The following is a 26766-nucleotide window of genomic DNA, read 5'->3' on the forward strand; positions in this document are numbered from 1 at the left end:
CCGCGCGGTGTCCGCGTGAACACCGTCTCCCCGGGCACCGTGGCCAGCCGGCTGTGGACCGACCCGGACGGTTACGGCGGCAAGGTCGCCGCCGCGCACGGGGTCGGCCACAGCGACCTGCTCGCAGGGCTGCCCGGGCAGGTCGGCATCGCCTCGGGGCGCCTGACCCAACCCGAGGAGGTGGCGGACCTGGTCGCCTTCCTGCTGTCCGACCGCGCCTCCAACATCCATGGCGCCGACCACGTCATCGACGGCGGCACCCTCAAGGCCGCCTGACAACACCGCAGTCGGCGGCGGGTTGTGCGACCGCGCGGCTCGTGCCGAGTCGGTTCTTCGAAGGCATGCCTGATCGGGAGATGTCGGGTCCCACCAGTACGCCGGGGCGCCCCTGCCGGGGCCCCCGCGCGCCTGTGACCCGCAGTTTCCGTCGCAGCGCGGCCGCTCATCCCCTTCCACCGGTCAGGAGCAGTCAATGACAGTCGTCGCCGATCCCTCCTTCGACCTCGACCTCGACGTCACTTCGAGCGCCGACGAGGCCGCGCAGGCATGGCAGATGGCCGAGAACGCTTTCGCCGCCGTCGCCCTTCGACCAACGGGTCGACACGGCCTCAGGGCGGCCGTGCGCACCCGGGCGCTCGGCGACCTCGTCATCGACGACTGGAGCACCCCCGACTTCGAGGGCGTCCGCACCCGTGAGATGGCCGACGCCGAGGCCGACTCAGTCATCCTGGTCACCGTGTCCGAGGGGCGCCAGATCATCGAGACGTCCCACGATGCGCTCGTCCTGCAGCCGGGCAGCCTCGCCCTCATCCACACCGGCCGGCCGGGCAGGGTCGTAGTGCCGGGGACGCTCGTGAAGCGGGCCATCCGCATTCCGATGACGGCACTCGCCCCTTTCGACACCGGACATGGGTCTCCGCAGTCCGTCGTCTTCGAGGCTCGCGACAACGCCCTGTCCACCCTGCTCCACGACTACGCCGCCGGCATCGATCAGTACCTGGGCAGCATGTCACCGCTCGAGATCGAAACGGCGCGCAACGCCCTGCTGGTGCTGGTGACCGGCCTGCTGCGGTCGGCCCAGCCGCCGCCCGTCGGCGAGACCAGTGGGCTCTCGTTCCTGCGCACACGCATCGAGGCCTCCATCATCGAGCGCCTGCCCCAGGGGGCGATCGGCGTCAGCGAGCTGGCCGCGACCCACAACGTCGCCGTCCGTACGGTACAACGAGCCTTCGCCGAGAGCGGTGAGACGGTGCGGTCGGTGGCGCGCAGGCATCGTCTCGCCGCCGCTCGATCCGATCTGGTCAACACGTCGTTGCCCATCGCGCGGATCGCCGTTCGGTGGGGGTTCTGCGACGCCAGCCACTTCAGCCGACAGTTCCGGCGCGAGTTCTCGATGTCTCCGGGTGACTATCGCGACGCCTACGCGGTGACAGAACTGACCCCCGGGGCGTAAGCCACGTGATGAGTCGAAGGTCGGCGCTTTCATGGGACGGGATGGAACTGTTCGACCGAGCGGGTCGACCTCCTCGCGGATGCTCGTGACCATCGGCGGCGCGGCGGGCGCCCGGCTCGCCACGGCGATCGTCACGGGGTCGGCGGGCGCCGGCTCGACGGTGGCACGGTTCCTGTGTCCGGCACTCCCGAACGCATCCGGGGTCCGATGACAAGTACAGGGTGAGACCGTCGTCCGGCGGTCGGAAACGGAGACTCGGTGAAACCGGATGAACCGGGAAACCGGCGCCGCGGCGGGCGCCGCCAGCGCGCCGGCGACCATCACGGCGCCGCCAGTGACCATCACGGCGACAGTGGGCCGAGCGGTGCCGGTGACGAACACGGCGACAGCGAAGCCCAGTTGACGCGGTCGGCGCACGGTGACTCGGCGGCCTTCACCCACCTCGTGAAGACCCACTCCTCCGCCCTGCACGGCTACTTCGCTCGGCGGATGCCCGCCGCGTCCGAGGATCTGCTCGCCGAGACCTGGCTGCAGGCGTTCGCCGCCCGCCGCACGTTCGACCCGGCGCGCGGTTCGGCACGGGGCTGGCTGTTCGGGGTGGCCCACAACGTGCTCAACCAGCAGCTGCGGCGGGCGGGACGGCAGCAGGAGCCCGCGCCGGGGCCGGATGTCACCGACCCCTGGCAGGTGGTGGACCAGCGGCTGGACGCCGCCGCGATGGCCCCCGCGCTACGCCGGGCGCTCGCCGAACTCCCGGTAGAGGAAAGAGAGTTGCTGCTTCTCATCAGCTGGGAGCAGCTCAGTCCGAGCGAGGCCGCCGCTGTCGTGGGGATCCCGGCGGGGACCGCCCGTTCGCGGCTGCACCGGGCCCGCGGCCGACTGCGCGACCGCCTCACGCTGCCCCGCCCTGCGGGACGGAACCTGACCGCGACGGGAGACCTCGCATGACCACGTACGACGACACGGAGGCGAACGGTATGAACGAGCGAGGCGCACTGCTGGACTTCCCCGGCGCCGATGACCTGGCGGCGGCGGGTCACGTCGAGCCGCTGTCGGAACGGGCGTTGGCCAGGATGCTGGCCGAGGTCGAGGCGGCCGTGGCCACGGAGGGGGCGGCCGTAACCGCCAAGGGGGTTACCGGCGTTGTCGTCGCGATACCACAACGGCGGCTGCTCGGGCGGCAGTTCGGGCGTCGACGGGCCCTGATCGGGCTGCTGACCACGGCCGCGGTGGCGACCGGCGTGGTGACGTACGCGAACAACGGCACGACCTCGGCGGGCACGGGCACGCACAGCGAGGCCCGCGCGAACACCGCGACCGTCTTCCTGGACGACATCTCCACGGTGGCCGCCAGCCAGTCGGCTTCCTCGGGGAAGTACTGGAAGACGCGGACAACGGTCGGGACCACGTACATCTCGCAGTCCATGAACTACTACGTCGTCAACAACGGGAAGGTCTACAAGAAGGGTCTACGGCCCGGCTGGCAGGTCGGGCCGAAGGACCTCGACTGGAAGGGGCTGGAGCAGCTGACCATGGATTCGGGCAAGTTGCTCGACCTGCTGCAGTCCCCGCCGCGGCCCAAGAGCATCTCGCCCTTCGACCAGGCGGTCACCCTGCTCACCGACTCCCCGGCGAGCCCGAAGCTGCGGGCCGGGGTCTTCAAGGCGATGGGCGGCCTGAAGGGCGTCAAGCTGCTCGGCCAGGTCAAGGACAGTACGGGGCGCGGTGGTACGGCAGTTGAGTTCGCGGAGGCCAAGAGCCTCGGCCAGGTGATCGTCGACCCCAAGACCAGCGCGATCCTGGAGTACACCTTCACGTGGACTGCCGGGCCCAGCAAGGGCAAGGTCACCCACCAGACGTTCCTGTCGACGGGCTTCACGGACAAGCTCGGCTGACCTGGGGAGGGGTGGGGGTGGATGGGTGGGGGAGTCATCCCCCACCCATCCTTACCGCTAGCTAGGGCATCCGCGTACGGCTGGGCCCGCGGGGCGCCGTCGGCGTACGTCCAGGACGTTGGCATCGAGGTCGCCGCGCACAACTCTCACCGGCGCCTGGGTGGAGCGTGTCGCGGCGCGTGCGTACCGCGGACCAGGCACCGTTGTTCTACAGGTGGGCACGGCAACGTTCCTACCGTGGGGATTCGGCGCCGAGCAGGTTCGGCCGCAGCCATTTACCCCGCAACCGGAGGTTTCACCGTGGACTCCACCCCGCGCTCGCCTGCTTCGAACGACGTACCCCTGAGGGCGACCGTGTTCGTCGGTCACTGGCCGGCGATCCCCGCCCAGGAGAGCGCCGAGGTTCCGCCCGGCACGTTCTCGCCGACGACCGCGACGCTGATCAGCGGCCCCACCGAGATCGTCCTGATCGACGCCCTGCACCTCAAGGCGGAGGTGCAGGAGCTGGGTGATCTCATCGAGCGGACCGGCAAGCGCCTGACCACCATCTACGTCACGCACGACCACGCCGACCACTACCTCGGCATCGGCCCGCTCCTGGAGCGTTTCCCCGGCGCGAAGGCGGTCACGCTGCCGCACATCCTGGAATCGATGCGCACCACCTGGGACGCCCAGGCGGCGCAGTGGAAGCTGATGTTCGGCGACAAGGCCGTGCCGCACGGGCTGATGCCCGAAGCGCTGGAAGGCACGACCCTGTACGTCGACGGCTCTCCGGTCGACGTCATCCCGGTCAAGCAGGCCGACATCCACCCCACGAGCATCGTCCACGTCCCGGCGATCGACGTCGTCGTCGCGGGGGACGCCATCTACAACGAGGTCTTCCCGATGCTCGCGCTCTCGACGCCCGACGAGTGGAAGGACTGGCTCGACACGCTCCAGGTCATCGAGGACCTCGCGCCGCGCATGGTCGTGGCCGGGCACCGTCGCCCGGACGGCGACGACCACGACGTCGCGGCCATGATCAGTCAGACCCGGTCGTTCATCCACGACTTCGCCGCCGCATCCGAGGTCGCCACGGACACCGGTGAGCTCTTCGGCACGATGAAGGCAAAGTACCCGCACCATGCCAACGACTGGAGCCTGCTGGTCTCGGCGCACGCGGCGATGCAGCGAAACGGCTCAGCTTCGTAGCCACACCCTGCCGCACGGCGAAGGGCCGGCTACGCGCGCGGAGCCGGCCCTTCGGCATTCCCGCCAACCGGGTGAAGCTCATGTCCCAGAGAGGGCTGCACCATCCTGTGCGGTCGTTACAGGTGATCGGCGATGGCGTCTGCCACAGCCTGCATGCCGGCGCTGTTGGGATGGAAGGCGCCCATGAGGCTTGAGCCGCTCAGACGCTCGGGGAGACCGGTGACCCAGGGCTGGGGGGATCCGAGGGCGTGGTCACGGCTGCGCTGTCCCATGGCGACGAGTTCCGCACCGGAGCGGGTTGCCGCGCGGGTGAAGACGTCGGCGACGTGGCCGCCGAGGCGGCGGAAGTCGTCCAGCGTCGCCTCGTCAAAGGGCGTTGCGCGGCCGTAGCTGGTGTCGGGTCCGATCACCGTGAGGTAGTCGACCAGGACCACCCGCGCGCCGTTGGCACTGCCTCGGACCTCCTGCACGACTCGGGCGAGACCGGCCGCCGCCCGGTCGATGTCGTCCTCCGTCGGTCGCGGCACGCCGCGCCGCTTCAGTACCGCGCCCAGCGGGCGGGTGAGGGGGCGGGAGGAGAAGCGGCCGGCCAGGCCCAGCCGGACCATGCTGCCGATGTAGTGGAGGTCGTTGCCGCCGACGGTGATGGTCACCAGGTCGGCATCCGTCGGCAGGTCGTCCAACTGGGGTGCAAACGTGTGGAACATGAGCCGCTGGGGCGTGGAGGTGATCGTCTCGGTGGTGGCTCCGCTCACGGTGAGATCCGTGAGCACGGCGCCGAGCTGTTCGGCGAGCAGGTGCGGATAGTTCCGGGACGAGCGGTGCGCTCTTTGGTCCGCGATCGGCTCAATGCCGGGCCCCGCCGCGTACGAGCTGCCCAGCGCGGCGATATGCCTGATGCGTTCTGACCTCATCGAGCTCTTCCCCTTGGTGGTTGATCGTCGCGCGCCTAGTCACGGGAACGGCGCCCATGCCCCACGCGCCGTCCGCGCAGACCTCTCGCGTGAGTTCGCCCCGCAGGTGTACGGCCTTCCGCGCCCCGGCGAAGGTCAGGACACCTGATGCGACGGCGGAGGCGAACGCGCCGACAAAAGTGCCCCGGCGACCGCTGTCAGCCTGCTCGGGCGCCCTCGTACAGGGCGATGGTCTCCTGCGCCCTGCGGACCAGCACTCCGCGCAGCTCAGCCGGCTCCAGGACCTCGACGGCGGGACCGAAGAGGAGCAGCTGCTCAGCCGAGCCCAGCGAACGGAACCTCACCTCCAGCTGCACCGGATCGGTGCTTTCGGCATCGGCCGGCTCCTGCGGCGGCGGGACGGCGAGATCCGCACTGTGCAGAGCCAGGAATTTCGCCAGCATGGGGCGCTGGACCTTCACCGTCACGCTCACCGGTGTGGGCACGTTGTCGACCCCATGACGCAGGTTCTCCCACAGCTCGGCCAGCTCCACCCCGCTGCGCCGCTGGACGGGATCCTTGGTGACCGTCGCCGAGAGCATCCGGTCCACCCGGAACATCATGGGCTTTCCGCGGTGATCGGCGATCAGATACCAGATGCCCGCCTTGCTCACCAGCCCATACGGATCAAGGGTGTAGGAGCGGACCTCGGCATCGCGGCCGTGACGGTAGCGCAGCCGAAGCCGCCGGTCATTGAAGACCGCGGCCTGGAGCACGCCGAGGTCGACGGTGAGCTCCTGAGGGCTGCCACGCCAGCGCACCGGGTCGATCAGGATGCGGCGGCTGGCGAGATCGGCGTCACCGCGAAACGGCGCAGGAACAGCAGCCATGACCTTGCGCAGCGCCGAACCGATCGCCTGGCCCAGCCCCAGGTCGGCGTGGGCCCGGTCGGTGACCAGGACGAACAGCGCGCGGGCTTCGTCGGCCGTCAGGCCGGTGACATCGGTGCGGTAACCGGGAAGCAAGGCGATGCCCCCGTTGCAGCCTCGCTCGGCGTACACAGGCACACCGGCCGCGGACAGCGCCTCGACATCGCGGAAGATGGTCCGGACCGATACCTCCAGGCGCTCGGCCAAGTCGGTCGCGGGCACCTGCCCGTGGGTCTGCAGCAACAGCAGCAGCGACAGCAATCGGTCGGATTTCATATCTCAAGAATGACCCGGATACATGACGAAGCCCGTCATGTATCCGGAGTGTGCTCCACGGCACCTCCACCCACCCCGACCGAGCCGCGGCCGCTGCACCAACGCCGCTCCCGCGAGGACCGGAGCGGCCACCCTGCGCGTCGGGCCTGCTCCTCAAAGCCGCCGCATACGCTCGGCTCCGCACACGTCGCCCCGATAGCCGGCGCTGCCTCTCCTGAGGGAGTGCCGAAAAAGTCCCAGATATACATGACGGCACATGTCATGTATCTGGTCGTACGTTCATGGGGCAGCAGCACGCGGCTCAGCACAAGAGAGCCGGCCGATGAGAGCTGCTTCAGAACCAAACTTCGGAGGATCTCATGACCGGCATGGATGTCGAACGTACCCCTGACGAGCGTTTCGAAGGTCTCGCCGACTGGCCGTACGAGCCGCACTACGTCACGGGAGGCGAGGGTCTGCGGATGCACTACGTCGACGAGGGGCCGGCCGACGGTCCGGTCGTGGTGCTCGCTCACGGTGAGCCATCCTGGGGCTACCTGTACCGCAAGATGATCCCCGGACTGGTGGCAGCCGGCCGGCGTGTCCTGGTCCCGGATCTGATCGGGTTCGGCCGCTCGGACAAGCCGGTCGACCGGGCCGCTTACACCTACGAGGCCCACATCGCCTGGACCGGTGAGTGGCTGGACCAGCTCGGCCTCACGGACATCACCCTGTTCGGCCAGGACTGGGGCGGTTACATCTTCAACGTGCACGTCGGGCTCACGCCCCACCGGTTCGTGGCCGTGGTCGCCTCCAACACCGGTCTGACCGACCCGGATTTCATGGCCTCACTGACCGAGGAGCAGTTCGCGCAGGGCTTCAGCGCGTTCCTGGAATGGCGGGAGACGTCCGAGGCGCCCGACCTGACCGCTTCGCGGGCGGTCGCCGCCGCTCTGAGTGCCACCGGTGACGTCCTGACCGAGGAGGAGGCCGCCGCCTACGACGCGCCCTTCCCCTCCGAGCGGTACTTCGCCGGGGCACGGCAGTTCCCGCACCTCGTCACGCTCCAGACCCCGGAACCGCTCGCGGCGACGCTTCGCAGTGCCTGGGCCGGGCTGGAAGCCTTCGACAAGCCGTTCCTGACCGCCTTCGCCGAACACGATCACATCTCGCGCCCCTTCGAGGGAATCTTCCAGGCCCGCGTCCCGGGCGCGAAGGGGCAGAAGCACGTGACGGTTCCCGACGCCGGTCACTTCCTGCAGGAGCAGCAGCCCGACCTGCTGGTCGAGGCCATCCTCAGCCTCGGCTGACAGCCCACCCGCACGCCACGCCCCACACCCAGCGGCCCACGCGAGTGGTGTGGGGGCATGGCGGCGACCGGCCTCACACCTGCCGGGATCGGGGTTCGCCCCGGGCGCGCTCTGCTTTGGGGTCGCTTCAAGATCCGGTTCTCGTGACCGGTGAGTTCTTCCCCGCGGTCCTCGGAGGGGCCTTCCCGGTGACCGATTCCTTTGTCCACCTGCACAATCACACCGAGTACTCGATGCTCGACGGTGCCCAGCGGATGCTGCCGATGTTCGCAGAGGCCGCCCGGCAGTGCATGCCCGCCATCGCGATGAGCGACCACGGCAACATGTTCGGTGCGTACGAGTTCCAGCAGGTGGCCAAGGGCATCGACGGCGTCAAGCCGATCATCGGGATCGAGGCGTACCTCGCCCCGTCCGGGCGCCGCAACCGCGCACAGGAGTTTTGGGGGCCCGGCGGGCAGCGCGCCATGTCGGACGACGCCGACGGCTCCAGAGATGTGTCGGGCGCAGGCCGCTTCACCCACATGACGATGTGGGCCCACAACGCCCAGGGACTGCGAAACCTGTTCTCCCTGTCGAGCGAGGCCAGCTACACGGGTCAGTTCCCGGCCGGCAAGCCCCGAATGGACATGGAGCTGATTGCGGAGCATGCGGAGGGCGTCATCGGGACGACCGGGTGCCCCTCCGGTGCGATCCAGACCCGGCTGCGTCTGGGCCAGTACGACGAGGCACGACACGTCGCGGCCTACTACCAGGACATCCTCGGCAGGGAGAACTACTTCCTGGAGCTGATGGACCACGGCCTGGCCCTGGAGCGCAACGTCCGCAGCGACCTGCTGCGTCTGGCGAAGGACCTGGGTATCCCGCTGCTGGCGACGAACGATGCCCACTACGTCCTCGAAGAGCACGCGGACGCCCACGACAACCTGCTGTGCATCGGTGTGGCCAAGAACAAGGACGACCAGAACCGGTTCAGGTTCAACGGCACCGGCTACTACCTCAAGACCGCCGCCCAGATGCGGGAGTTGTTCGCCGACCTGCCCGAGGCGTGCGACAACACCCTGCTGATTGCGGAGCGCATCGAGTCCTACGAGGAGGTCTTCGCCCTTCTACCACGACCGCTGGGAGCCGGGCGTCTGCCGCTTCGTCACCTCCTTCTCCACCACCGAGCGCGACGTCGACACTCTCCTTGAGGCCGTCCACCGCCTCACCAGCTGACTCCACCCTCGGGCCGGACTCTCACAAACGGTCCTTTGCCGGAGCAAGATCAAGATTGGTCCGCCGACCGCCGACCGCCGACCGCCGACCGCCGACCGGGGCAGTCGTGGCGGCCCGTCCCCGAGTGAGTGGGGATGGTCCTGAGGAGACTGCTCGCTGCCTGAGCCGCGGCTGCTCATCTCACCGGGAGGCCATGGCCCGCAGTACCAGGGATGACAGTGGTGCGGGCAGGATGCGCAGCGCGCGGACCAGTGTGGCGGTGGACCAGGGGAAGAAGGAGTTGGCGGGTTCCTTCTGCAGGGCACGTATCACACGCCGGGCCGCGACTTCCGGGCTGATCTGGAATGGCTTGGGCAGTCCGTCGGTGCCGACGCGGTCGGTCGCCACGAATCCGGGGTGGATCGTCGTGAACCGTATGCCCTTCGGAGCCAGTTCGACGCGGGCGGCATCGATCAGGGTGCGCGTCGCTGCCTTGGCCGCCGAGTAAGGGCCTTGCCGGGGGATGCCCATCAGCCCTGCCAGCGAGTTGGTGTGCGCGATGAGGCCGCCGTCGGGCTGCCTCTTCATCTGTTTGATCAAGGGGATCAGATAGTTGACCACAACGTCGTAGTTCAACGCCATGATCCGTGAAACGTCGTCCGTGCTGACGTCGTCCATGGGCATGTCCGGCCCTTGGCCGGCGTTCAGCAACGCGATGTCGACGGATCCGAACGTCGAGACTGCGGAGGCCACCACCTCGGCAGCGGCCTGCGGGTCGAGAGCATCGGCGGCGATGTCCAGGCAGGTGCCGCCGGCAGCACGGACGGCATCGGCCACGGAGGCCAGTTCCGCGGCTCGCCGTGCCACCACCACGAGTCGGTTGCCGCCCGGAGCGAGCTGGCGTGCCACCTCGGCTCCGATGCCGGACGAGGCGCCTACGATGAGAATTGTCTTGCCGATGATCTTCCCCATGTCCTTCACCTTCTCTTCGTGGGTCAGAGGAAGCGGCGGCTCTCGCCGCGACAGGTGAGGACGGTTTCGACAAACCGGCCGCCTTGGACCAGGTGCAGTTCGCCAACGCGCTCGCACATTTCACCGGCCTTGGCGTGCCTCAACCACACGTGGTCACCGAGGCGCAGTGTATGCGCGGGTTTGCCGAGGGCTGGAGTCTGTACCTCGCCAGCGCCTTCACTGCTGGGAGGAGAGGACCCGGACTTCTGCGGAGCAGGGCAGGAAAACAAGAATTGCCGCATGGGAGTGACCCGTTGACGGGTGGTCGGGGCGGGCGCCGAACCGCCCCGTGCAGTGCTCGCACGAGCACAACTCCCCGTCAACTTGATGTGTTCACAGCCTCGCGTTCCCGGCTGCATTGGAGCACGGTGCCAGTGGACGTCGGAATCAGATCCATGGTTGCCGGTCGTTTTAGCAGCAGTTCGAGTCCGACGATCAGTCCGGAGCGGGCGGGATCGGCACGGCCGGGCGAGGACCGGGGGTGCTGTGACGAACGGTTCGTCCAGCAAGCCCGTACCGAGCAGACGGGAGACCGTGGTGGCGGACAGCGGGTCAGCGAGACGTGGTCCACCGGGGGGCGACATCGGCCCAGGCTGCGTCCCACTGGGCGAGGTTGTGCCGCTCCAGCCGACGGTGGGCGTAGCCGTAGGCGGCGGCGCCGAGGAGCGGGACCGCCAGGGCGGCGAGCACGGCATAGACCATGGTGCGGTTGCGGACCTGTTCCGTGGTCAAGGGCGGGTCGGTGATCTTTCCTTCGGCGTTCACCCATACGTGGACGGTGCTGCCGGCAGTCAGGGCGGGTGCGACGTCTGTCTTCGCGGTGCGGGTGTGGCCGTGGGGGTCGGTGAAGCGGATGGTGGCCGGGTAAAGGGTCTTCTTCGCCTCGTACGATCCCGGCTCTGGATGGCGGGGGGCATCGTGAACCAGTACGGCGGGGATGAGGTGCCGGGTGGCGGCCTGGTGCCGGGCGATCTCCTTGTGGTGGCGGTAGGCGGTGTCGCCGATGAGGAACATGGCGGCGGGGGTGGCGGCCAGCACGGCCAGGAACAGACCGAAGGCAATCCACGCCTGAGCAAGATCGGTGCGACGGCGCAGGGGGTTGCGTCGCCATCGCCACAGCAGGATGCGCGCAAGTTCTTCGGGAGGGTGTGCCGGGGGTGTGGCGCGGGCCACGGCGTCTCTCCTTCCGTATGAGCGTGGCAGCATCGCTGGGCGCTTGCCGAGGTCGTGGGTCAGCGAGGCTGCGTGGGGGTGGAGGGGTGGGCGTGGGCGGCTTGCAGGAGCCTCGCTGCGCCGCGGACTGCGGCGGTGTGGGGAGAGGGGACGGGCTGGACGGGGGCGTGCAGCTGGCCGGTGAGGCCGTAGGTGATGTCAGGTCGTAGCGCGCCCCCACCGGCGAGGAGCGTGCCCCGTTGGAGGGCGTCGAGCGTCTGGGAGGTGTGGTCCTGGTCCAGCATGGCGGTCACCATGGCGACAACCGCGTCGGTGATCTGCGCGGGCGGGGTGAGGCTGTCCAGGTCGCTGGTGCCCAGGGCGGTGTGGCGGGCGTCGGTCACCGCGCCGTCGGCGAGGAGCGTGACCTCGGTGAGGTGGGCGCCGATGTCGACGACCAGCAGGGGATGGGTCAGGTCGGCGTCCGCGGCCATAGCCACAGCGCGAGCGGTGGGGACGGTCAGCACGGTCCGCGGGCGCAGGACATCCACTGCGGTGCGGGCTTCGGCCCGGTAAGTGACTCCGCCCAGGACGGGGGTGGTCAGGATGAGCAGAGGGCGGCCGAAGCGCGGCAGGCGGTGGCCGAGCAACCGGTCCAGCATCCGGGCCGTCCCGGGGGTGTCGACGATCGCCCCGCGCTGAATGGGATACACGGCACCGGTGCCCGGGAAGGTCACTGTGGGCACGTCGAGGATCATGCGCCGCCCGGACGTCCAGACTCGGGTGCGGGCGCTGCCGAGATCGAGGGCGATACCCGTGCATTGTCGGCACCAGGGCCACGAGCGGTGCCGGGCGGCCAAGGGACTACCGGGGCTGGGGGCGATGGTCACCGGTCGGCCTCCCTGACCTGCTGGCAGCGGGCGCAGTAGCGGGCCTGCGGCACGATCATCAGTCGCTCGCGGGAGATGGGGCTGCGGCACAGGTGGCAGGAGCCGTAGCGGCCCTGGTCCATCCGCTCGATGGCGGCTTCGACGTCGGCCAGAACCATGCGGGCGGAGGCGGCGAGTTTGACGCGGACCTCGATCTGGGAGGCGGCCTGCCGGTCGCGGAATGCATCGGCGCGGGTCGTGGCGGCGGTGGAGAGCTGGTGCAGCTGTTCCTGGCGGAACAGGCGCTGTTCGTGCAGGTTCTCGCGCAGTGCGGCGAAGTCCTCGATCGACAGGTCATTGGTGCGGTCGTCGATGATCTGGTCGTTCACCAAGTCACCCCCTGGGCAGGGTGGGAGAGGGAGGTTGGAAGAGTGGCTGAGAGGCGGAATTGCGCTGGCAGGGGACGCAGAGCGCGGTGTACGGCAGGATCTCCAGGCGTTCGACCGGGATCGGCCTGGTGCAGCTGCGGCAGATGCCGTAGCTGCCGTCCTGGACGCGGGCGAACGCGGCCTCGACCTCGGCGAGGACTCGCTGGATGGTGTCTTTCTGCGTGGACATCACCTGTTCCTCCGCGTCAGCCCGGGCCTCGTCGATGGCCCGCAGTTGGGTGAGGCGGGAGGCCCGTTCGTGTTCGAGGCGCTGGAGGGCCTCGTGCGCCGTCAGCCGTTCACGGCGGGTTTCGGTCTGGGATGTATCGAGTGACATGACGATTCCTTCTGTCCCACGCGAGGTGGGGTGCGCATGGGCTGGGTAGCCGGGGCCAGGACCGGGGGCTGGTCCATGCCTCTACCGTGGCCGCGATGCCGCACAAAGCCCATCGGGCGCGATACCCATCTGTGGCATGGCGCAAGGCCCATCTCGGGGTGGGGAGGTCAGGAGCGGGAAATGGGCATTGGAGCCCATCGACGGCGAAGCCGGCAGCGGGCAGCCTGGACAACAGGCCGGTCAGGACCAGTGGACGCAGCTCATGCTCGGAGTGTGCGGTGACCGACAGTAGAGACAAAGCCGTGTCACACGGAGAAAGGCGTCATTCCGGTGTCCCTGTTCTGGCGGATCTTCGCGCTCAACGCGGTCGTGCTGGGAAGCGCCACCGCGCTGCTGCTGTGGGCTCCGGTGACCGTCTCCGTGCCGGTGGTATTGACCGAGGCGGTCATCCTCGTGGGCGAACTGGTGGTGATGCTGGTTGCCAACGCCGCTCTGCTGCGGATCGGTCTGGCACCGCTCGACCGCCTTACGCGGCTGATGGCCACCGTCGATCTGCTGCGCCCCGGGCAACGGCTGCCGGAACGCGGCCGGGGTGAGACCGCCGAACTGATCCGTACCTTCAACGCCATGCTCGAGCGCCTTGAACACGAACGGGCGTCCAGCAGCGCCCGCGCTCTGTTCGCGCAGGAAGCCGAGCGGCGCCGCATCGCCCAGGAACTGCACGACGAGGTGGGCCAGAGCATGACCGCGATCCTGCTGGCGCTGGAGCGGGCCGCCGACGAGGCGGACGAGCCCCTGCGCGGTGAGCTGCGGCAGGTGCAGGAGATCACCCGGGGGAGCCTGGATGAGGTACGGCGTCTGGTGCGCCGGCTGCGGCCGGGCGTACTGGAGGACCTCGGTCTGGTCAGCGCCCTGACCTCGCTGACCAGCGAGTTCGCCACCCACGTAGGGCTGCGCGTGGTGCGCCGCTTCGAGACCGGCCTGCCCGCGCTGGACCAGCAGACGGAACTGGTGCTGTACCGCGTCGCCCAGGAAGCCCTGACCAACGCGGCCCGTCATGCCGAGGCCGGCCAGGTCGAGGTGAGCCTGCATCACACCGGCGAGGCGATGGTGCTGGCCGTCGTCGATGACGGCCGCGGCATCGGGGCCGCCCGCGAAGGAGCGGGAATGCGCGGAATGCGCGAGCGGGCCCTGCTGATCGGGGCCACTCTGGATGTCACCTCCCAGCCGCAGGCCGGTACGACGGTCCGACTCACCGCGCCCCTCAGGAAGCAGCCATGACCACGCTCCACACATCCGTGATCCGCATCCTCCTCGCCGACGACCACGCGCTGGTGCGTCGCGGGGTGCGGCTCATCCTCGACCGGGAGCCGGACCTGGAGGTCATTGCCGAGGCCGGGGACGGCGCGGAGGCCATTGAGCTGGCCCGCACCCATGAGGTGGACCTGGTGGTGATGGACATCGCCATGCCCCGGATGACCGGCCTGCAGGCCACCCGGGAACTGCTCGCGCTCAAGCCCGGCGTGCGGGTGCTGATGCTGACGATGCACGACAACGAGCAGTACTTCTTCCAGGCGCTGAAGGCCGGTGCCAGCGGCTATGTGCTGAAGTCCGTGGCCGACCGCGACCTGGTGGCAGCGTGCCGGGCCGCCATGCGGGATGAGCCGTTCCTGTATCCGGGCGCGGTCACGGCGCTCATCCGCAACTATCTCGACCGGGTCCGCAACGGGGAGGAGCCGCCCGAGCAGGTGCTGACCGCGCGCGAGGAGGAGGTCCTCAAACTCGTGGCCGAGGGGCACTCGTCCAAGGAGATCGCCGAGATGCTCTTCATCAGCATCAAGACCGTCCACCGGCATCGGGAGAACCTGCTGCACAAACTCGGCCTGCGGGACCGGCTGGAACTCACCCGCTACGCGATCCGCGCCGGCCTCATCGAAGCCTGAGCCTGCTGACTCCTCAGGGTTCCGGCTGCGTACTCCCCGGCCCGGGCCTCGAGGCTCCGGACTGCCGTCGGCGGGCCGCCAATAATAGGAAGGGAGAGGGGATGGCCCGCTTCGCACTCACCGTTGCGCGCACGCGTGGATCTGGCTCGGCCGCGGTGTGGGCCGTACTGCTCGCCCTTCTGGCCACCCTGCTCGGCTCGTCTGCCCTGGGCAGTGAGCATCCCCGTGTACCGAATGGCACCGTGGCCGCCGCCGAGGCCGCGTCGGCGCACAGCGAGTCGTACGCAGACAGGGCGGACCCTGCGGTCTCGACGGTTTCCGTTCGAAGCCATCGGGACGGCGCCGGCGAGCGGCATGCTCCGCCGGTCTCCACCCCGGGTGCGTCGCTTGGCACGGGGGCCGCCCCGTTCCGGCTCGCACAGCCCCCGCCCTCGGCGATAGGCCCGCCTGAATCGGAGCAACCGGCATACCGCCATGGGGTGAGGGCACCACCCGCGCTCTCCGGCATCTGAACCTTCACCTCTTCTCCCTTCTTGGCCGCGGCCACTGTCCTGGCCGCGGTGTGCCGTCCGGAGGCCCGCTGTGAACCGATCCCCACACATCAGAGGGCTGATCGCCCTCGCTGCCGTCGCCCTGTCCCTGTACGTTGCGCTCACCGTGCCCGTCCACCTCGGACTCGATCTGCGAGGCGGCACCCAGATCGTGCTGGAAACCCGCCCCACCGCCGCTGACGACGCCGGCGAAGAGGTGACGGACCGCACCGTGGAGGTGCTGCGCGGCCGTATCGACGCTCTCGGCGTCGCCGAACCCAGCATCGCGCGTTCCGGCAGCGACCGGATTGTCGTCGAACTGCCCGGCCTGCAGGATCCCCGGAAGGCGGCCGAGGTGCTTGGCCGCACCGCCCAGCTCACCTTCCACCAGGTGCTCGGCTCGGCTGCCAGCGCCGACGACCTGCCCGAACCGCTGCCCAAACGGCCCCGCGAGCAAGTGCTGGCCGACGAGTCCGGCCAACACCTGCGTCTTCAGGCAGCGTCACTGACCGGCAAGGACGTCGAGAAGGCAGCCGCCCGCTTCGATCAGCAGGGCGGCGGCGGATGGCACGTCACCGTTGACTTCAGGGGATCAGGTGAGGAGGGGTGGGCCCGCCTGACCGGCGAGGCCGCCTGCCACGCGGCCGGCGACCCGGCCCGCCGGGTCGCCATCGTCCTGGACGACAAGATCGTCTCTTCGCCGCAAGTCGATCCGTCCGTCGCATGCCGCTCCGGCATCAGCGGCGGCTCCACCCAGATCACCGGCACCTTCGACGACAGCGAGGCCAAGGAGCTGGCATTGCTCATCAACGGGGGCGCCCTGCCGGTGCCGGTCGAGACCGTCGAGCAGCGCACCGTCGGTCCCACCCTGGGCGCCGAGGCCATCACGGCCAGCGCCTGGGCCGCCGTCATCGGCACGGCTTTGACGTCGTTGTTCATCATCGCCGTCTACCGGATCATGGGCCTGCTGGCGACCGCGGCCCTGGCCTGCTACGGCCTCATCTCCTACGCGGCTCTCGCAGCCCTCGGCGCCACCCTCACCCTGCCGGGCCTCGCTGGTTTCGTGCTGGCCATCGGCATGGCTGTCGACGCCAACGTACTCGTCTTCGAACGTGCCCGCGAGGAGTACGCCTCCCGCCACCGCCCCACCCCACGGTCGTCCCTGACCTCCGGATTCCGCAGGGCCTTCAGCGCGATCGCCGACTCCAATATCACCACCCTCATCGCCGCAGGGCTGCTGTTCTTCCTCGCCTCCGGGCCCGTGCGCGGGTTCGGCGTCACGCTCGGCATCGGCGTCCTCGCCTCCATGGTCAGCGCCCTGGTCGTCACCCGGGCCCTCGCCGACTACGCCATCGCCCGCCCCTGTCTGCGCCGCCGCCCCCACCTCACCGGCATCGCCCACCCCGGCACTGTCCGCGACCGCCTCAGCCGCAGCCAGCCCAACCTCCTGCGCTACCCGCGCCGATGGCTGGCCGCCTCCGCCGCCGCCCTCGTCCTGGCTGCTTCGGGCATCGTGGTGCGCGGCCTCGACTTCGGCGTCGAGTTCACCGGTGGCCGTCTCATCGAATACACCACGACCACCCCTGTCGACGTCGACCGGGCCCGCAGCGCGCTCGCCGACGCCGGGTTCCCCCGGGCCGTCGTGCAGAGCTCCGGCGAGAACCAGCTCACCGTCCGTACCCACCACCTGAGCAACACCCAGGCGGCGGCCATCACCGACACCGTCACCGGCCTGGCACAGGAAGCAGACAAGATCCGCGACGAAGCCATCGGGCCCAGCCTCGGCAAGGAACTGCGCCACGGCGCCCTCATCGCCCTCGTCGTCGCCCTCGGCGCCCAGCTGATCTACCTCGCGGCCCGCTTCCGGTGGCTGCTGGGAACCTCCGCGGTCGCCGCCCTCGCCCACGACGTCGTGATCCTCATCGGCATCTTCGCCTGGCTCGGCAAGCCCGTCGACGGCGTCTTCCTGGCCGCGCTGCTGACCGTCATCGGCTACTCCGTCAACGACTCCGTCGTCGTCTTCGACCGGATCAGGGAACTCGGCCGCCACGACCGCAAGATGCCCTTCGTCCGCATCGCCAACCAGGCACTCCTGCAGACTCTGCCCCGCACCGTCAACACCGGCGTGGGTGCCGCCTTCATCCTCACCGCCCTGGCCGTCCTCGGCGGCGACACCCTGACCGACTTCGCTGTCGCCCTCCTCATCGGCCTCGCAGTGGGCACCTACTCCTCGATGTTCACCGCCACACCGCTGGCCATCGAACTGCACCAGCACGGCGGAGCTGGTCGCATCCCCGCAGCCAGGGGCAGCGCGCGCCGCTGACGCCGGGGAGGTCCGGTTCTGGCACCCGCGATGATCAGGCGGCAGACTCCAACCGAACACAGCACCGGCCCGGGCTGGGCGACAGACAGGCCGCATACCTGCCCTCGTCCAGCCCGTGCAGGACGCCGCGCATCAGGTGCAGGTTCATGCCGCACACCGTCTGCGTGTGCTCACGCGCCAGCGGTGAAAGGGGCAGTTGCCCAGCACAATGGCTTCTGCCTCGCGTCGCGGCTCGAACCCGTACCGCTCCAGCAGATCGAAAAGGCTTACGTCACCCGGCTCGCCCAACTGCGCGCCGAACTCTTCGGCCTTGTGGTGCAGCACCTCCTGCATCGGCGCACCGGTTGCCGCGGACTCCTCCACGGACTGGGCCAGCAGTCGCCCGGCGAGCTCGTAGCGCCGGTCCGGCAGGCTGACCGCGATCTGTTTCATCGAGCGCCGGTCCGAACAGGCCTGCTCCCACCACGAGCTCGGCATCGTCCATCGCCGGGCTCACGACCTATTTGCAGGACTCGCTCAGGCACGCGCCCCTCCTCCCGGGCCTGATGGACCTCGTCGCCACGCTGCCGCCCGGGGGCGTCCCGCCCGGCACTCCCGGGCCGCCGCTGACATGAGCCGTACGGCATTCTCGCCGGGGCAGGCGCCGCACGCCGCACGGGCGTCGACGGTGTCGTTAGTCTTCTCGACCGACGAGGAAAGGGAAGCCGGCGCATGAGTTCCCTGATCGACGCGGACGAGATCAGCCACGAGACCGACATCGTCTGGCTGGAAGAGATCGACGAGCTCGACTACGTCCGCCAGAGCATCGACCGCCTGCCCACCCGCAAGGGCCGGCCCCCGTGCCGGCGTCCCGGCCGCATGATCGGCTACGCCATCCTCGGCCCCGACGCCAAAGCCTCCCGCGCCTCGGGCACCCTCCGTCGCCGCGTCTTCTGGCTCCAGCCCCACGACCGCGACAGCGAACCCGACGGCCTGTACGCCAACAGCGCACCCGCCGAAGCCGTCGACCCCCGCACCCTCGAACCCCGGGTGAAGGGCTACAAGACCGAACGCTCCGAAGGCGGCCCGCCCTCGGCCGCCATGCAGGAACTCGGCATACAGCTCCCGCTGTAGCAGCCACTCCTGAGCCCGCTGAGCACCGATGACCCAGGTGCTCGTCAGCCTCATCGCGGTCGCCGGTAACCTGCTCGGCGGCGAGTTCCGTGGGGTGAAGGCCCAGCTCCTCGCCCGTGTCTGCGGGCGGCCCGGCAGGGTCCTCGGTCGAACACGTTATGCCGTGTGGCTACCAGGATCGGCGGCGGCCGGGGTGTGGGAACGGTCCGGTGCGGGTACGGCCGGGGCGCCGTCGCCGTGTGCCGTGGCTGTCCGTGGCTGCGGTCGTACCACGATCAGCCCGCCGAGCGTCGCTGCCGTCGCAGACAGCAGGAATACCCGGTCCATGCCTGCCGCGAAGGCCTGGTGCACCAGGTGGCGTGCCGCGTCGCGGTGTGCGGGCGGTGCTGCCTGGATCAGGCGCTCAGCCTGGCCGCCGGCCAGTGCGGAGGCGGCTCCGTCGGCATCCGGAATCGTGCCGGGGCTGGCCAGTACCGCGGCTGTCCGGCTGGTGAAGACCGCGCCGAAGACGGCGATGGCCAGCGTCATGCCGAGTTGGCGGAATGTGTTGACCGCCCCGCCGGCCATCCCCGCCTGACGCGGCGGCACGGTGGAGGTGGCGGCCGACACCAGTACCGGCGTGGCCAGGCCGACACCGATGCCGCTGACCACGAGCCCCCAAAAGAGCGCCGCCCGTCCCGCTTCGGCCGTCATCCCCCCGCGCAGCAGCAGCATGCCCGCCGCGACGAGCAGCAGACCCACGCCGATCGGCAGGCGCGGGGCGATCCGCTGGATGGGGCGGCCGGCTACGGCGGACACCAGGAACGACGCCCCCGCCAAGGGCGTCAGCGCGAGACCGGCCGCGACCGGGCTGAGGCCCAGGACGGACTGCAGCCACAGGGAGACCAGGACGAGCCAGCCGAACGCACCGGCCTGCAGCAACAGCGCACCGCCCATCAGGCCCGCGAAGGACGGGCGGCGCAGCAGCGCGGGATCCAGCATCGGGGCGCCGCCGTGCCGCGCCGTGCGGTGCTCGATCACCGCGAACGCGGCGAGCGCCACAGCGGCAACGGCGAAGGCCGAGACGATCCCGGCCGAAGTCCAGCCCGCGTCCGTGCCGCGGATGAGCCCGTAGGTGAGCGCGCCCACGGCGGTGGTGAAGGCCGCCGCGCCGGGGACATCGATGCGCCCCGGTGCGCCGGTGCCGGACGCCTTGCCGGTGCCGGGCCGGTCCGGGCGCACCGCGCGCAGCGTCATCGTGATGGCGACGACGGCGATCGGCAGATTGACGAAGAAGATCGCCGGCCAGCTGATGTGTTCAGTGAGCAGGCCGCCGAGCAGGGGACCCGCCGCAGCGGCGGCCCCGTTGACCGCACCCCACACGCCGAAGGCCGTGCCCCGGTCCTTGCCCTGGTAGCTGGTGATCAGGAGGGCGGGTGAGGTGGCGAACATGGCCGCACCGCCCACGCCCTGCACCACACGGGCGCCGATCAGCACCCCGGCATCGGGGGCCAGACCGCACACGAGGGAGGCCAGGGCGAACAAGCCCAGACCGTAGACGTAGAACCGCCGATGGCCGAACCGGTCCGCCAGGGAACCGGAAGCCAGCAGCAGGGCTGCGAGGGCCAGGGCGTAGCCGTCGATCACCCATTGCAGCGAGGTGAAGGAGGGGTGGAGGTCATCGGCGATGCTGGGCAGTGCCACGTTCACGATGGTCACGTCCACCAGGAGGATGAAGGCGCCCAGGCAGACGGCCGTCAGGGGCCACCACTTGCGCATATCGGGTCTCCGTTCAAAGTTCGAGATTCGGAAATCGCAGTGCCGGACAGGCGTTCGGACCAGGCGTGCTGTCCGGCACCGAGCGTTGGCGACCTTCAGGTGATTCCGTTAGTCAGAGCCAGTCCTCTGCGCGGATCCGACATAGTGAAGTGTTGTGATGACCTATCTCGACATCCCCCGCCACACCGACCGCGCACTGTCGGACGAGGACATGGCGCTCGCGCAGGCCCTTCAGATCAACGGACGCGCCTCGTTCCGGGAGATCGCCGACGCCCTCGGCGTCTCCGACCAGACCGCCGCTCGCCGCTGGTCACGGCTGCGGTCCTCCGGGAGAATCCGGGTCCTGGGGCTGACCGATCCCCAGCGGCTGGGGGACTCCGGCTGGCTTGTACGCGTACGCTGCACGCCCGACGCGGCCTCTTCCATCGGGGAGGCGCTGGCGCGGCGCACGGACACCACCTGGGTCCATCTCAGCTCCGGCGGCACCGAGATCAACTGCTTGGTGCGGGCCCGCGGCCTGGGGCTGGACGACTCACCGCTCCTGCAGAAACTGCCGCGCACGCCCCAGGTGGTGGACGTGTCGGCGCACTGCCTGCTGCACATCTTCTTCGGCCGGGACCTGAGCCCGATCAACAAGCGCGGACCGCTGACGGCCGCGCAGATCGAGGCACTCACCCCAGAGGGGACACCCGAACCGGCCCCGGACGACGCACCTCCGGTAAGGCTGGACGACAGCGACCGGCACCTGCTCGACCTGCTGGCCCGGGATGGCAGGGCGGCAGCCGGCGAGTTGGCCGCCGCGACGGGGCTGTCCCCGTCGACCGTGCGCCGCCGCATCGCCGAACTCACCGTGTCCGGCGTTTTGTACTTCGATGTCGAATACCCCCCGGACGTCCTGCGGGAGAACTTCCGGGCCTCGCTGTGGCTGGAGATCGACCCTGCCCACCTCGCCACCGCGGGAGCCGCGCTCGCCGCACACCCCGAGGTGGCCTTCGCCGGCGCCGTCACCGGTACGACGAACCTCTACGCCAGCGTCGTCGTACCGACCGCGCACCTCTTCTACCGCTACCTCACCGAGTCGGTGGCGGCCCTGCCCGGCCTGCGCCACACCGCGACCACCCCCATCCAGCGCACCATGAAGGGCGCAGGCCCCTACCTCCCGGCCGGAACGCCGTAAGGACGAGGCGAGGTTGCACTACCGTGCACGTCCGTCCCGGTAGCCGGCACCTTGCGCACACTCGTGATCCGGATGCGTGCCGGGTTCAATGAATCGTGGCCCGCGCCGACTTACGCACTGCCCGAAGCACGCTCATGCTCAATTTTGGAGATGTGGAGATCCCGCCAGAGGTTCTCTACTGGGGGATGTCGATGAGGACGCGGCCGCGGCCGCCGGCGTCGATGCGGTCGTGGGCCTTGGCGATGTCCATGAGTGGGAAGCGGGCGCCGACCTCGACGGTGAGGGCGCCGACGGCGGCCGCGGCGGTGAGGTCGCGGGCGGCCTGGCGTTTGGCCTCGGCGGGGAAGTCGTCGCTGCCGAGCAGGCGCAGGGTGACGTTGTTGAACAGCAGCGTCCAGAACGGGATTTCGGTGCGGTCGGCGCGGGTGGCGTACGCGGCGATGACGGCGCCGTTGGCGGCGACGGCGTCGTCCAGGTCGGCGTTGTCGGACAGGGCGACCTCGATGATCCGGTCCACGCCGTCGGGTGCGTGGGCGCGGATCGAGGCGGCCGGGTCGTCTGAGTCGAGGGCGACGGCGTGGGAGACGACGGCGGGGTCGATCCGGTCCAGGTCGGTGCCGCGTCGGACGGTGCCGATGACCGTGGCCCCGCCCCAGCGGGCGAGCTGGGCGGCCAGCGAGCCGACTCCGCCGAGGACGCCGTTGACCAGCACGAGTTCGCCGTCGACGGGGCCGTCGGCGAAGACGGTGCGGTGTGCGGTGATGCCGGGGATGCCCAGGCTCGCGCCGAGGTCGTCGCTCAGGTGGTCGGGCAGCGGGACCGCGATGTCGCCGGGGACGACGGTGTACTGGGCGGCGGTACCGAAGGGGCGGTAGGACTGGGCGCCGTACACCCACACGCGCTGCCCGACGCGGCGCGCGTCGACGCCGTCGCCGACGGCGTCGATGATGCCGGCGGCGTCGCTGTGCGGGATCACCCGCGGATAGGGCATGGCCGAGCCGGTCCAGCCGCGCCGCTTCTTGGTGTCGCCGGGGTTGGCGCCGGAGACGCTGACGCGGACCCGCACCTCACCGGGGCTGGGTGTGGGGTCGGGCAGCTCACCGAGTTGGAGCACCTCGGCGGCCGGGCCCTGCTGGTCGTACCAGGACGCAAGCATGTTCAGTCCTTCCGGTCACGGGTGTGGGCCTGGGGGCGGGGCCGCTCGTGCGCCTCTCGGGTGTCGTCGCTGTCCAGGGCCTGGTGGAGCCAGGCGCGCTCGGCGCGGCTGATGGCGCGGGCGGTGAGCAGCATGCCGCGCCGGTAAGGGTCCCTGACCTGCTCGGCGCGCAGCGGTGTGTCGCCGTCGTAGAAGAAGCTGGCGGGGGTCTCCAGGAAGTCCAGGCGGCGGCGCAGCACGGCGTGCTGCTCGGCACTGTCGGGCAGCAGTGAGAGGAACGCCAGGATCACGAACCAGCGGGAGAAGTCGGTGATCTCATGCTGGGCCGGTTCCCGCAGCCGCCGCAGCATGTCCTCGCGGCCTGCCGCGGTCAGGTTCAGCACGTACCGGCCGCCGCCCGCTTCGGGTGCGGGGTGCCGTTCGATCAGACCGGTCTTCGTCAGCCGGTTGATCGCCGGGTAGAGGGTGCCGTCGCTGACCGGACGGCTGTAGCCGGTCAGGTCCGTGATGTGGCGGCGCAGCTCGTGGCCGGGCAGGGGGCCTTCGGCGAGGAAACCGAGGATCGCGAGTTCGAGCATGCCCTCAGCCTCTCACATCGAAACGATGTGCACATCGTTTCGATGTTACCGAGCATCCTTCTACTACGCGGGCAGTTCGGCGTCCGGCATCGGCAGCCCGCACACACCGCCCGACCACATCTGGCCGCTCTCCCTGACCATGCAGGCGCTGACCAGCGACGACGAGGCCGAGCGGACCCGCCTCGCGGAGCTGCTGCTGCGCACCGACGGGGGCACCGGCTCCATGCACGAGAGCTTCCACGTCGACGACCCCGCGACCTTCACCCGCCCCTGGTTCGGTGGGGCGACGCCCTCTTCGCCGAGCTGCTCCTCGACCTCACGGGACGCTCGACGGCAGCCCTGCACAGGGCCCGTCCACCACCGAACTGCCCTCACGGTAAGGACACTTCAGACCTCCCGGCGCCGGCGGTCGCTACGATCTGCGGCGTGTGCGCAAACATTGTGGTCGCCGAAGACGACGCGAAGCAGGCCGAACTGGTGCGCCGCTACCTGGAGCACGAGGGTCACGCCGTCACGGTCGTCGAGGACGGCCGGACGGCTCTCGAGACGGTCCGGCACCAGGAACCCGACCTGGTCGTCCTCGACGTGATGATGCCCGGGGCCGACGGTCTCGACGTCGTACGGATCCTGCGCGCCGAACGCCGGGAGGTGCCGGTGCTCATGCTGACGGCCCGCAGCACCGAGGACGATCTGCTGCTCGGCCTCGACCTCGGCGCCGACGACTACATGACCAAGCCGTTCAGTCCGCGTGAACTCACCGCCCGGGTAAGGACGTTGCTTCGCCGCAACCGGCGCGGCCCCGCCCCGGCCCCGGCGACCGTACCCGCCCCCGCCTCGGAGCCCGAAGTGGCCCCGGACGACGAGGTGTTGACGGTCGGCGCGCTCAGGGTCGATCCCTCGCGGCACGAGGTGTCGGTCGCCGGGACGCCCGTCGAGTGCACGCCCGGTGAGTTCCGTATCCTCGCGGCGATGGCGGCCGAGCCCGGCCGGGTCTTCACCAGGGCACGGCTCCTGGACGAGCTGCACGGCTTCGACAAGTACATCAGCGGCCGGACCGTCGACGTGCACGTCATGAACCTGCGCAAGAAGATCGAGCGCGCCCCACGACGGCCCGCCCGCCTCATCACCGTCTTCGGCGTCGGCTACAAACTCACGGACCCCGCGAAGAACGTGCGCCATGCGTCGTCCTGACAGGGGAGGTGCGGCGGGGGCCGCCCGGCTGCCGCTGCGCAAGAGCCTGGCGGGGCGGCTGTTGACCGTGACGGCGCTGGTGGCCTCTTGCTCGGTCGCCGCGACCGCCTGGCTGGCCGTGCAGACGACCTCCGTCGCGATCCGCCAGGAGCAGGGGCAGAACCTCAAGTCCGACGCGAAGATCTACAACACCCTCCTCGGCTACGCAGCCACCCACCCCGACTGGGACGGCGTCGACACCACCGTGCGACATCTGGCCCAGGAGTCCGGGCGCCGGATCGTGCTCACCACGCCGGGCCGACGCCCGATCGTGGACTCGGCCGACTCGCGCTCAGCGGGCGGCGGTTCGTCCGACGACCTGCTCGCTCAGCAGGCCTCGGCGGTCGTGGATCCACGCTCCGTCGACACCGTGCTGGTGCCCGACGCGGCCAAGGCCGGCTCCGACCGCGTCGATCCACGGGCCGTGGGGCCCTTCCGGCTGCCCGCGAAGGAACACGACGCACTGCGGAAGGCCGCCGCCGGGAGGGTGGAGTGCCTCAGCCAGATGGGTATCGCCGCCGACGTCGTCGAGAGCCCGGGCGGACGGCCCCGCGTCCAGTTAGTGAGCGACGAGACCGAGGGGGGGACCGACAGCGTCACCGACCGTGACATGGAGGCCAAGTGCTTTGCGTCCTACCCGGTCGGTCCCACCGCGACCGAGCAGAAGGCCCTGAGCGCCCTCAACCAACTGGCTGACGCCTGTCTGAAACGACAGGGTCGCGCCGCCGTGAAACTGAACCTGGACCTGTCCTGGGACCGGAGTTACGCATACGGGCGGGACGACGCGGTCTCCGGCGCCGAGGACGGCCTCAGCGATCGGGAGGCGAAGGCCCTGGCCGCCAAGAAGGCGGAGGACGCCGCGACGGCCGAACGCAAAGCGGCTTCCGGCGGCGCATTCGACTACGCCCCCGGCGAGATCCGCGACAGCGCGTACGACCGGGCCGTGGCCAACTGTGTCGAAAGCGCCCGCCGGGAACAGCTCACGGGCTATGTCGCCGAGCCCGCACTCCTGTTCATCGACGGCCCCGGTGCCGCCGGCGTGCCTGGCTTCGACCTCTCCCGCGCCAACACCGCACGCATCGCCGGTGTCACCGCCCTGGTCCTCGCCCTCACCGTCGGCGCCTCGGTGCTCGCCGGAGCCAGGCTCGTACGACCGTTGCACGCGCTCACCGGCGCCGCCCAGCGCATGCGGGAGGGCCTGGACGCGACGCCGGTGCCCGTGCCCGTCGTCTCCGACAATGAGATCGGACGGCTGACGGCGGCCTTCAACGACATGGCCGCGCACCGGGCCCGCCTGGAGGAGCAGCGCAAGGTGATGGTCAGCGATGTCGCCCATGAGCTGCGAACGCCGCTGAGCAACATCCGGGGCTGGCTGGAGGCGGCCCACGACGGACTGGCCGTGCCGGACCCTGCGTTCGTCTCCTCGCTCCTGGAGGAGGCGGTGCAGCTCCAGCACCTCATCAACGACCTCCAGGACCTGGGCGCGGCCGACGCGGGCGCTCTGCGGCTGCACCGGAAACCGGTAAGGATCGACGAGCTGCTCGGCCAGGTCGCCGCCGCGCACCAGGGGTTGGCCGAGACGGCGGGCGTCACCCTCACGGTCCTGACCCCGCCGCCAGGCACTCCTCACCCACCGCTCCTCGACGCCGACCCCGTACGGCTGCGGCAGACCGTCAGCAACCTGCTCTCCAACGCGGTGCGCCACACCCCGGCCGGCGGCACGGTGACCCTGCGCCGGTACGTCACCGACCCGGGGGACGAGCTCGCCGTGGAGGTGTCCGACACCGGCAGTGGCATTCCGGCGGGCGACCTCCCGTACGTGTTCGACCGTTTCTGGCGGGCGGAGAAGTCCCGCAATCGCAGCACCGGCGGCAGCGGCCTCGGCCTGGCGATCGTCCTCAAGCTCGCCGAGGCCCACGGCGGCACGGTGGACGTGGCGAGCACGGAGGGGGAGGGGGCCACCTTCACCCTGCGGCTGCCGACAGCCGAGTCACGGAAGCCGGAGAGCCCCGGTCGACCCTGATGGGATGACGACAGCGCT

At 70.1% G+C, this 26766-nt stretch carries 23 protein-coding genes and 5 pseudogenes; 16 read left to right on the plus strand and 12 right to left on the minus strand.

Annotated features, from left to right (window positions below):
• The 5 genes from ABZT06_RS41235 to ABZT06_RS41255 all read left to right on the plus strand — a co-directional run.
• Positions 1-276: SDR family oxidoreductase (locus ABZT06_RS41235; protein ID WP_355752965.1), on the plus strand; the 276-nt coding region annotated here is incomplete at its 5' end.
• A 196-nt stretch (positions 277-472) separates the two neighbouring features.
• The gene (locus tag ABZT06_RS41240; protein WP_355752967.1) at positions 473-1453 is read left to right on the plus strand and encodes a helix-turn-helix domain-containing protein; all 981 of its coding nucleotides are present in this window, start codon (positions 473-475) and stop codon (positions 1451-1453) included.
• A gap of 258 nt (positions 1454-1711) precedes the next feature.
• Positions 1712-2401, plus strand: coding sequence for an RNA polymerase sigma factor (locus tag ABZT06_RS41245; RefSeq protein WP_355752968.1), 690 nt, complete (start codon positions 1712-1714; stop codon positions 2399-2401).
• Positions 2398-3348 (plus strand): hypothetical protein, encoded by a 951-nt coding sequence (locus ABZT06_RS41250; protein WP_355752970.1) that lies wholly within the window; start codon positions 2398-2400, stop codon positions 3346-3348. The genes ABZT06_RS41245 and ABZT06_RS41250 overlap by 4 nt, the downstream gene beginning before the upstream one ends.
• Before the next feature lie 300 nt (positions 3349-3648).
• Positions 3649-4539: an MBL fold metallo-hydrolase gene (locus ABZT06_RS41255; RefSeq protein WP_355752972.1), complete on the plus strand. Its 891-nt coding sequence runs from the start codon at positions 3649-3651 to the stop codon at positions 4537-4539.
• Positions 4540-4655: 116 nt separating this feature from the next.
• On the opposite strand, the gene ABZT06_RS41260 is transcribed toward ABZT06_RS41255, so the two are convergent.
• Together ABZT06_RS41260 and ABZT06_RS41265 are read right to left on the minus strand one after the other, a co-directional pair.
• A complete protein-coding gene (locus ABZT06_RS41260; protein ID WP_355752974.1) occupies positions 4656-5453 on the minus strand; it encodes an SGNH/GDSL hydrolase family protein in 798 nt (265 codons plus the stop codon).
• A gap of 197 nt (positions 5454-5650) precedes the next feature.
• Positions 5651-6637: a WYL domain-containing protein gene (locus ABZT06_RS41265; protein ID WP_355752976.1), complete on the minus strand. Its 987-nt coding sequence runs from the start codon at positions 6635-6637 to the stop codon at positions 5651-5653.
• Positions 6638-7005: 368 nt separating this feature from the next.
• Between ABZT06_RS41265 and ABZT06_RS41270 the strand changes: the two genes are divergently transcribed.
• From ABZT06_RS41270 to ABZT06_RS41280, 3 genes and pseudogenes are all read left to right on the plus strand, one after another.
• Complete coding sequence (locus tag ABZT06_RS41270; RefSeq protein WP_355752978.1) at positions 7006-7926, plus strand: haloalkane dehalogenase; 921 nt, start codon at positions 7006-7008, stop codon at positions 7924-7926.
• Positions 7927-8114: 188 nt separating this feature from the next.
• A pseudogene (locus ABZT06_RS41275) lies at positions 8115-9026 on the plus strand (PHP domain-containing protein); the annotation flags it as partial.
• A gap of 4 nt (positions 9027-9030) precedes the next feature.
• A pseudogene (locus ABZT06_RS41280) lies at positions 9031-9141 on the plus strand (low specificity L-threonine aldolase); the annotation flags it as partial.
• A 180-nt stretch (positions 9142-9321) separates the two neighbouring features.
• On the opposite strand, the gene ABZT06_RS41285 reads toward ABZT06_RS41280, so the two are convergent.
• The 6 genes and pseudogenes from ABZT06_RS41285 to ABZT06_RS41310 all read right to left on the minus strand — a co-directional run bounded on the left by ABZT06_RS41285 (position 9322) and on the right by ABZT06_RS41310 (position 12917).
• A complete protein-coding gene (locus ABZT06_RS41285) occupies positions 9322-10092 on the minus strand; it encodes an SDR family oxidoreductase (protein WP_355752980.1) in 771 nt (256 codons plus the stop codon).
• Positions 10093-10115: 23 nt separating this feature from the next.
• Positions 10116-10310, minus strand: a pseudogene (locus ABZT06_RS41290) (amino acid deaminase/aldolase); the annotation flags it as partial.
• Positions 10311-10683: 373 nt separating this feature from the next.
• Positions 10684-11304 (minus strand): hypothetical protein, encoded by a 621-nt coding sequence (locus tag ABZT06_RS41295; protein ID WP_355752982.1) that lies wholly within the window; start codon positions 11302-11304, stop codon positions 10684-10686.
• 59 nt (positions 11305-11363) lie between these two features.
• Entirely contained in the window at positions 11364-12173 is an 810-nt protein-coding gene (locus tag ABZT06_RS41300) for a hypothetical protein (RefSeq protein ID WP_355752984.1), read from the minus strand.
• Entirely contained in the window at positions 12170-12544 is a 375-nt protein-coding gene (locus ABZT06_RS41305) for a TraR/DksA C4-type zinc finger protein (protein ID WP_355752986.1), read from the minus strand. Before ABZT06_RS41305 ends, ABZT06_RS41300 begins: the two co-directional genes overlap by 4 nt.
• Before the next feature lies 1 nt (position 12545).
• A complete protein-coding gene (locus ABZT06_RS41310; RefSeq protein WP_355752988.1) occupies positions 12546-12917 on the minus strand; it encodes a TraR/DksA C4-type zinc finger protein in 372 nt (123 codons plus the stop codon).
• 330 nt (positions 12918-13247) lie between these two features.
• On the opposite strand from ABZT06_RS41310, the gene ABZT06_RS41315 reads away from it, so the two are divergent.
• The 3 genes from ABZT06_RS41315 (at position 13248) to secD (ending at position 17713) form a co-directional block, all read left to right on the plus strand.
• Positions 13248-14198, plus strand: a complete 951-nt coding sequence (locus ABZT06_RS41315) for a sensor histidine kinase (protein ID WP_355752990.1) — start codon at positions 13248-13250, stop codon at positions 14196-14198.
• A complete protein-coding gene (locus ABZT06_RS41320; protein ID WP_355752992.1) occupies positions 14195-14860 on the plus strand; it encodes a response regulator transcription factor in 666 nt (221 codons plus the stop codon). Before ABZT06_RS41315 ends, ABZT06_RS41320 begins: the two co-directional genes overlap by 4 nt.
• Positions 14861-15442: 582 nt before the next feature.
• The gene (gene secD / locus ABZT06_RS41325; protein WP_355752994.1) at positions 15443-17713 is read left to right on the plus strand and encodes a protein translocase subunit SecD; all 2271 of its coding nucleotides are present in this window, start codon (positions 15443-15445) and stop codon (positions 17711-17713) included.
• 34 nt (positions 17714-17747) lie between these two features.
• On the opposite strand, the pseudogene ABZT06_RS41330 reads toward secD, so the two are convergent.
• Positions 17748-18168 (minus strand): annotated as a pseudogene (locus ABZT06_RS41330) (transcriptional regulator); the annotation flags it as partial.
• A gap of 256 nt (positions 18169-18424) precedes the next feature.
• Here ABZT06_RS41330 and ABZT06_RS41335 point away from each other — a divergent pair.
• Positions 18425-18826: a DUF6009 family protein gene (locus ABZT06_RS41335; RefSeq protein WP_355752996.1), complete on the plus strand. Its 402-nt coding sequence runs from the start codon at positions 18425-18427 to the stop codon at positions 18824-18826.
• A 156-nt stretch (positions 18827-18982) separates the two neighbouring features.
• Here the strand turns inward: ABZT06_RS41335 and ABZT06_RS41340 are convergent, their stop codons facing one another.
• Positions 18983-20584, minus strand: coding sequence for an MFS transporter (locus ABZT06_RS41340; RefSeq protein ID WP_355752998.1), 1602 nt, complete (start codon positions 20582-20584; stop codon positions 18983-18985).
• 157 nt (positions 20585-20741) lie between these two features.
• Here ABZT06_RS41340 and ABZT06_RS41345 point away from each other — a divergent pair, with 157 nt between their 5' ends.
• Positions 20742-21761 (plus strand): Lrp/AsnC family transcriptional regulator, encoded by a 1020-nt coding sequence (locus ABZT06_RS41345; RefSeq protein WP_355753000.1) that lies wholly within the window; start codon positions 20742-20744, stop codon positions 21759-21761.
• A gap of 175 nt (positions 21762-21936) precedes the next feature.
• Here ABZT06_RS41345 and ABZT06_RS41350 read toward each other — a convergent pair whose 3' ends face one another.
• Both ABZT06_RS41350 and ABZT06_RS41355 read right to left on the minus strand, forming a co-directional pair.
• A complete protein-coding gene (locus ABZT06_RS41350; protein WP_355753002.1) occupies positions 21937-22917 on the minus strand; it encodes an NADPH:quinone reductase in 981 nt (326 codons plus the stop codon).
• A 2-nt stretch (positions 22918-22919) separates the two neighbouring features.
• Entirely contained in the window at positions 22920-23495 is a 576-nt protein-coding gene (locus tag ABZT06_RS41355) for a PadR family transcriptional regulator (RefSeq protein WP_355753004.1), read from the minus strand.
• 25 nt (positions 23496-23520) lie between these two features.
• On the opposite strand from ABZT06_RS41355, the pseudogene ABZT06_RS41360 reads away from it, so the two are divergent.
• From ABZT06_RS41360 to ABZT06_RS41370, 3 genes and pseudogenes are all read left to right on the plus strand, one after another.
• Positions 23521-23715, plus strand: a pseudogene (locus tag ABZT06_RS41360) (glycoside hydrolase family 125 protein); the annotation flags it as partial.
• Between the two features lie 206 nt (positions 23716-23921).
• Complete coding sequence (locus tag ABZT06_RS41365; protein WP_355753006.1) at positions 23922-24686, plus strand: response regulator transcription factor; 765 nt, start codon at positions 23922-23924, stop codon at positions 24684-24686.
• Positions 24673-26748 carry a HAMP domain-containing sensor histidine kinase gene (locus tag ABZT06_RS41370; RefSeq protein ID WP_355753008.1) on the plus strand — a complete coding sequence of 692 codons (2076 nt, stop codon included), beginning with the start codon at positions 24673-24675 and terminating at the stop codon, positions 26746-26748. Before ABZT06_RS41365 ends, ABZT06_RS41370 begins: the two co-directional genes overlap by 14 nt.
• Positions 26749-26766: the final 18 nt, after the last annotated feature.

The organism is Streptomyces sp. NPDC005483 (assembly GCF_040606035.1).
GTDB lineage: Bacteria > Actinomycetota > Actinomycetes > Streptomycetales > Streptomycetaceae > Streptomyces.

Bases quoted from the DNA above. Each gene is read 5' to 3' on its own strand.
- ABZT06_RS41370 (WP_355753008.1), top strand. From the start codon at position 24,673: ATGCGTCGTCCTGACAGGGGAGGTGCGGCGGGGGCCGCCCGGCTGCCG.
- ABZT06_RS41265 (WP_355752976.1), bottom strand. From the start codon at position 6,637: ATGAAATCCGACCGATTGCTGTCGCTGCTGCTGTTGCTGCAGACCCAC.
- ABZT06_RS41250 (WP_355752970.1), top strand. From the start codon at position 2,398: ATGACCACGTACGACGACACGGAGGCGAACGGTATGAACGAGCGAGGC.
- ABZT06_RS41310 (WP_355752988.1), bottom strand. From the start codon at position 12,917: ATGTCACTCGATACATCCCAGACCGAAACCCGCCGTGAACGGCTGACG.
- ABZT06_RS41270 (WP_355752978.1), top strand. From the start codon at position 7,006: ATGGATGTCGAACGTACCCCTGACGAGCGTTTCGAAGGTCTCGCCGAC.
- ABZT06_RS41345 (WP_355753000.1), top strand. From the start codon at position 20,742: ATGACCTATCTCGACATCCCCCGCCACACCGACCGCGCACTGTCGGAC.
- ABZT06_RS41350 (WP_355753002.1), bottom strand. From the start codon at position 22,917: ATGCTTGCGTCCTGGTACGACCAGCAGGGCCCGGCCGCCGAGGTGCTC.
- ABZT06_RS41260 (WP_355752974.1), bottom strand. From the start codon at position 5,453: ATGAGGTCAGAACGCATCAGGCATATCGCCGCGCTGGGCAGCTCGTAC.
- ABZT06_RS41285 (WP_355752980.1), bottom strand. From the start codon at position 10,092: ATGGGGAAGATCATCGGCAAGACAATTCTCATCGTAGGCGCCTCGTCC.
- ABZT06_RS41320 (WP_355752992.1), top strand. From the start codon at position 14,195: ATGACCACGCTCCACACATCCGTGATCCGCATCCTCCTCGCCGACGAC.
- ABZT06_RS41340 (WP_355752998.1), bottom strand. From the start codon at position 20,584: ATGCGCAAGTGGTGGCCCCTGACGGCCGTCTGCCTGGGCGCCTTCATC.
- ABZT06_RS41335 (WP_355752996.1), top strand. From the start codon at position 18,425: ATGAGTTCCCTGATCGACGCGGACGAGATCAGCCACGAGACCGACATC.
- ABZT06_RS41240 (WP_355752967.1), top strand. From the start codon at position 473: ATGACAGTCGTCGCCGATCCCTCCTTCGACCTCGACCTCGACGTCACT.
- ABZT06_RS41355 (WP_355753004.1), bottom strand. From the start codon at position 23,495: ATGCTCGAACTCGCGATCCTCGGTTTCCTCGCCGAAGGCCCCCTGCCC.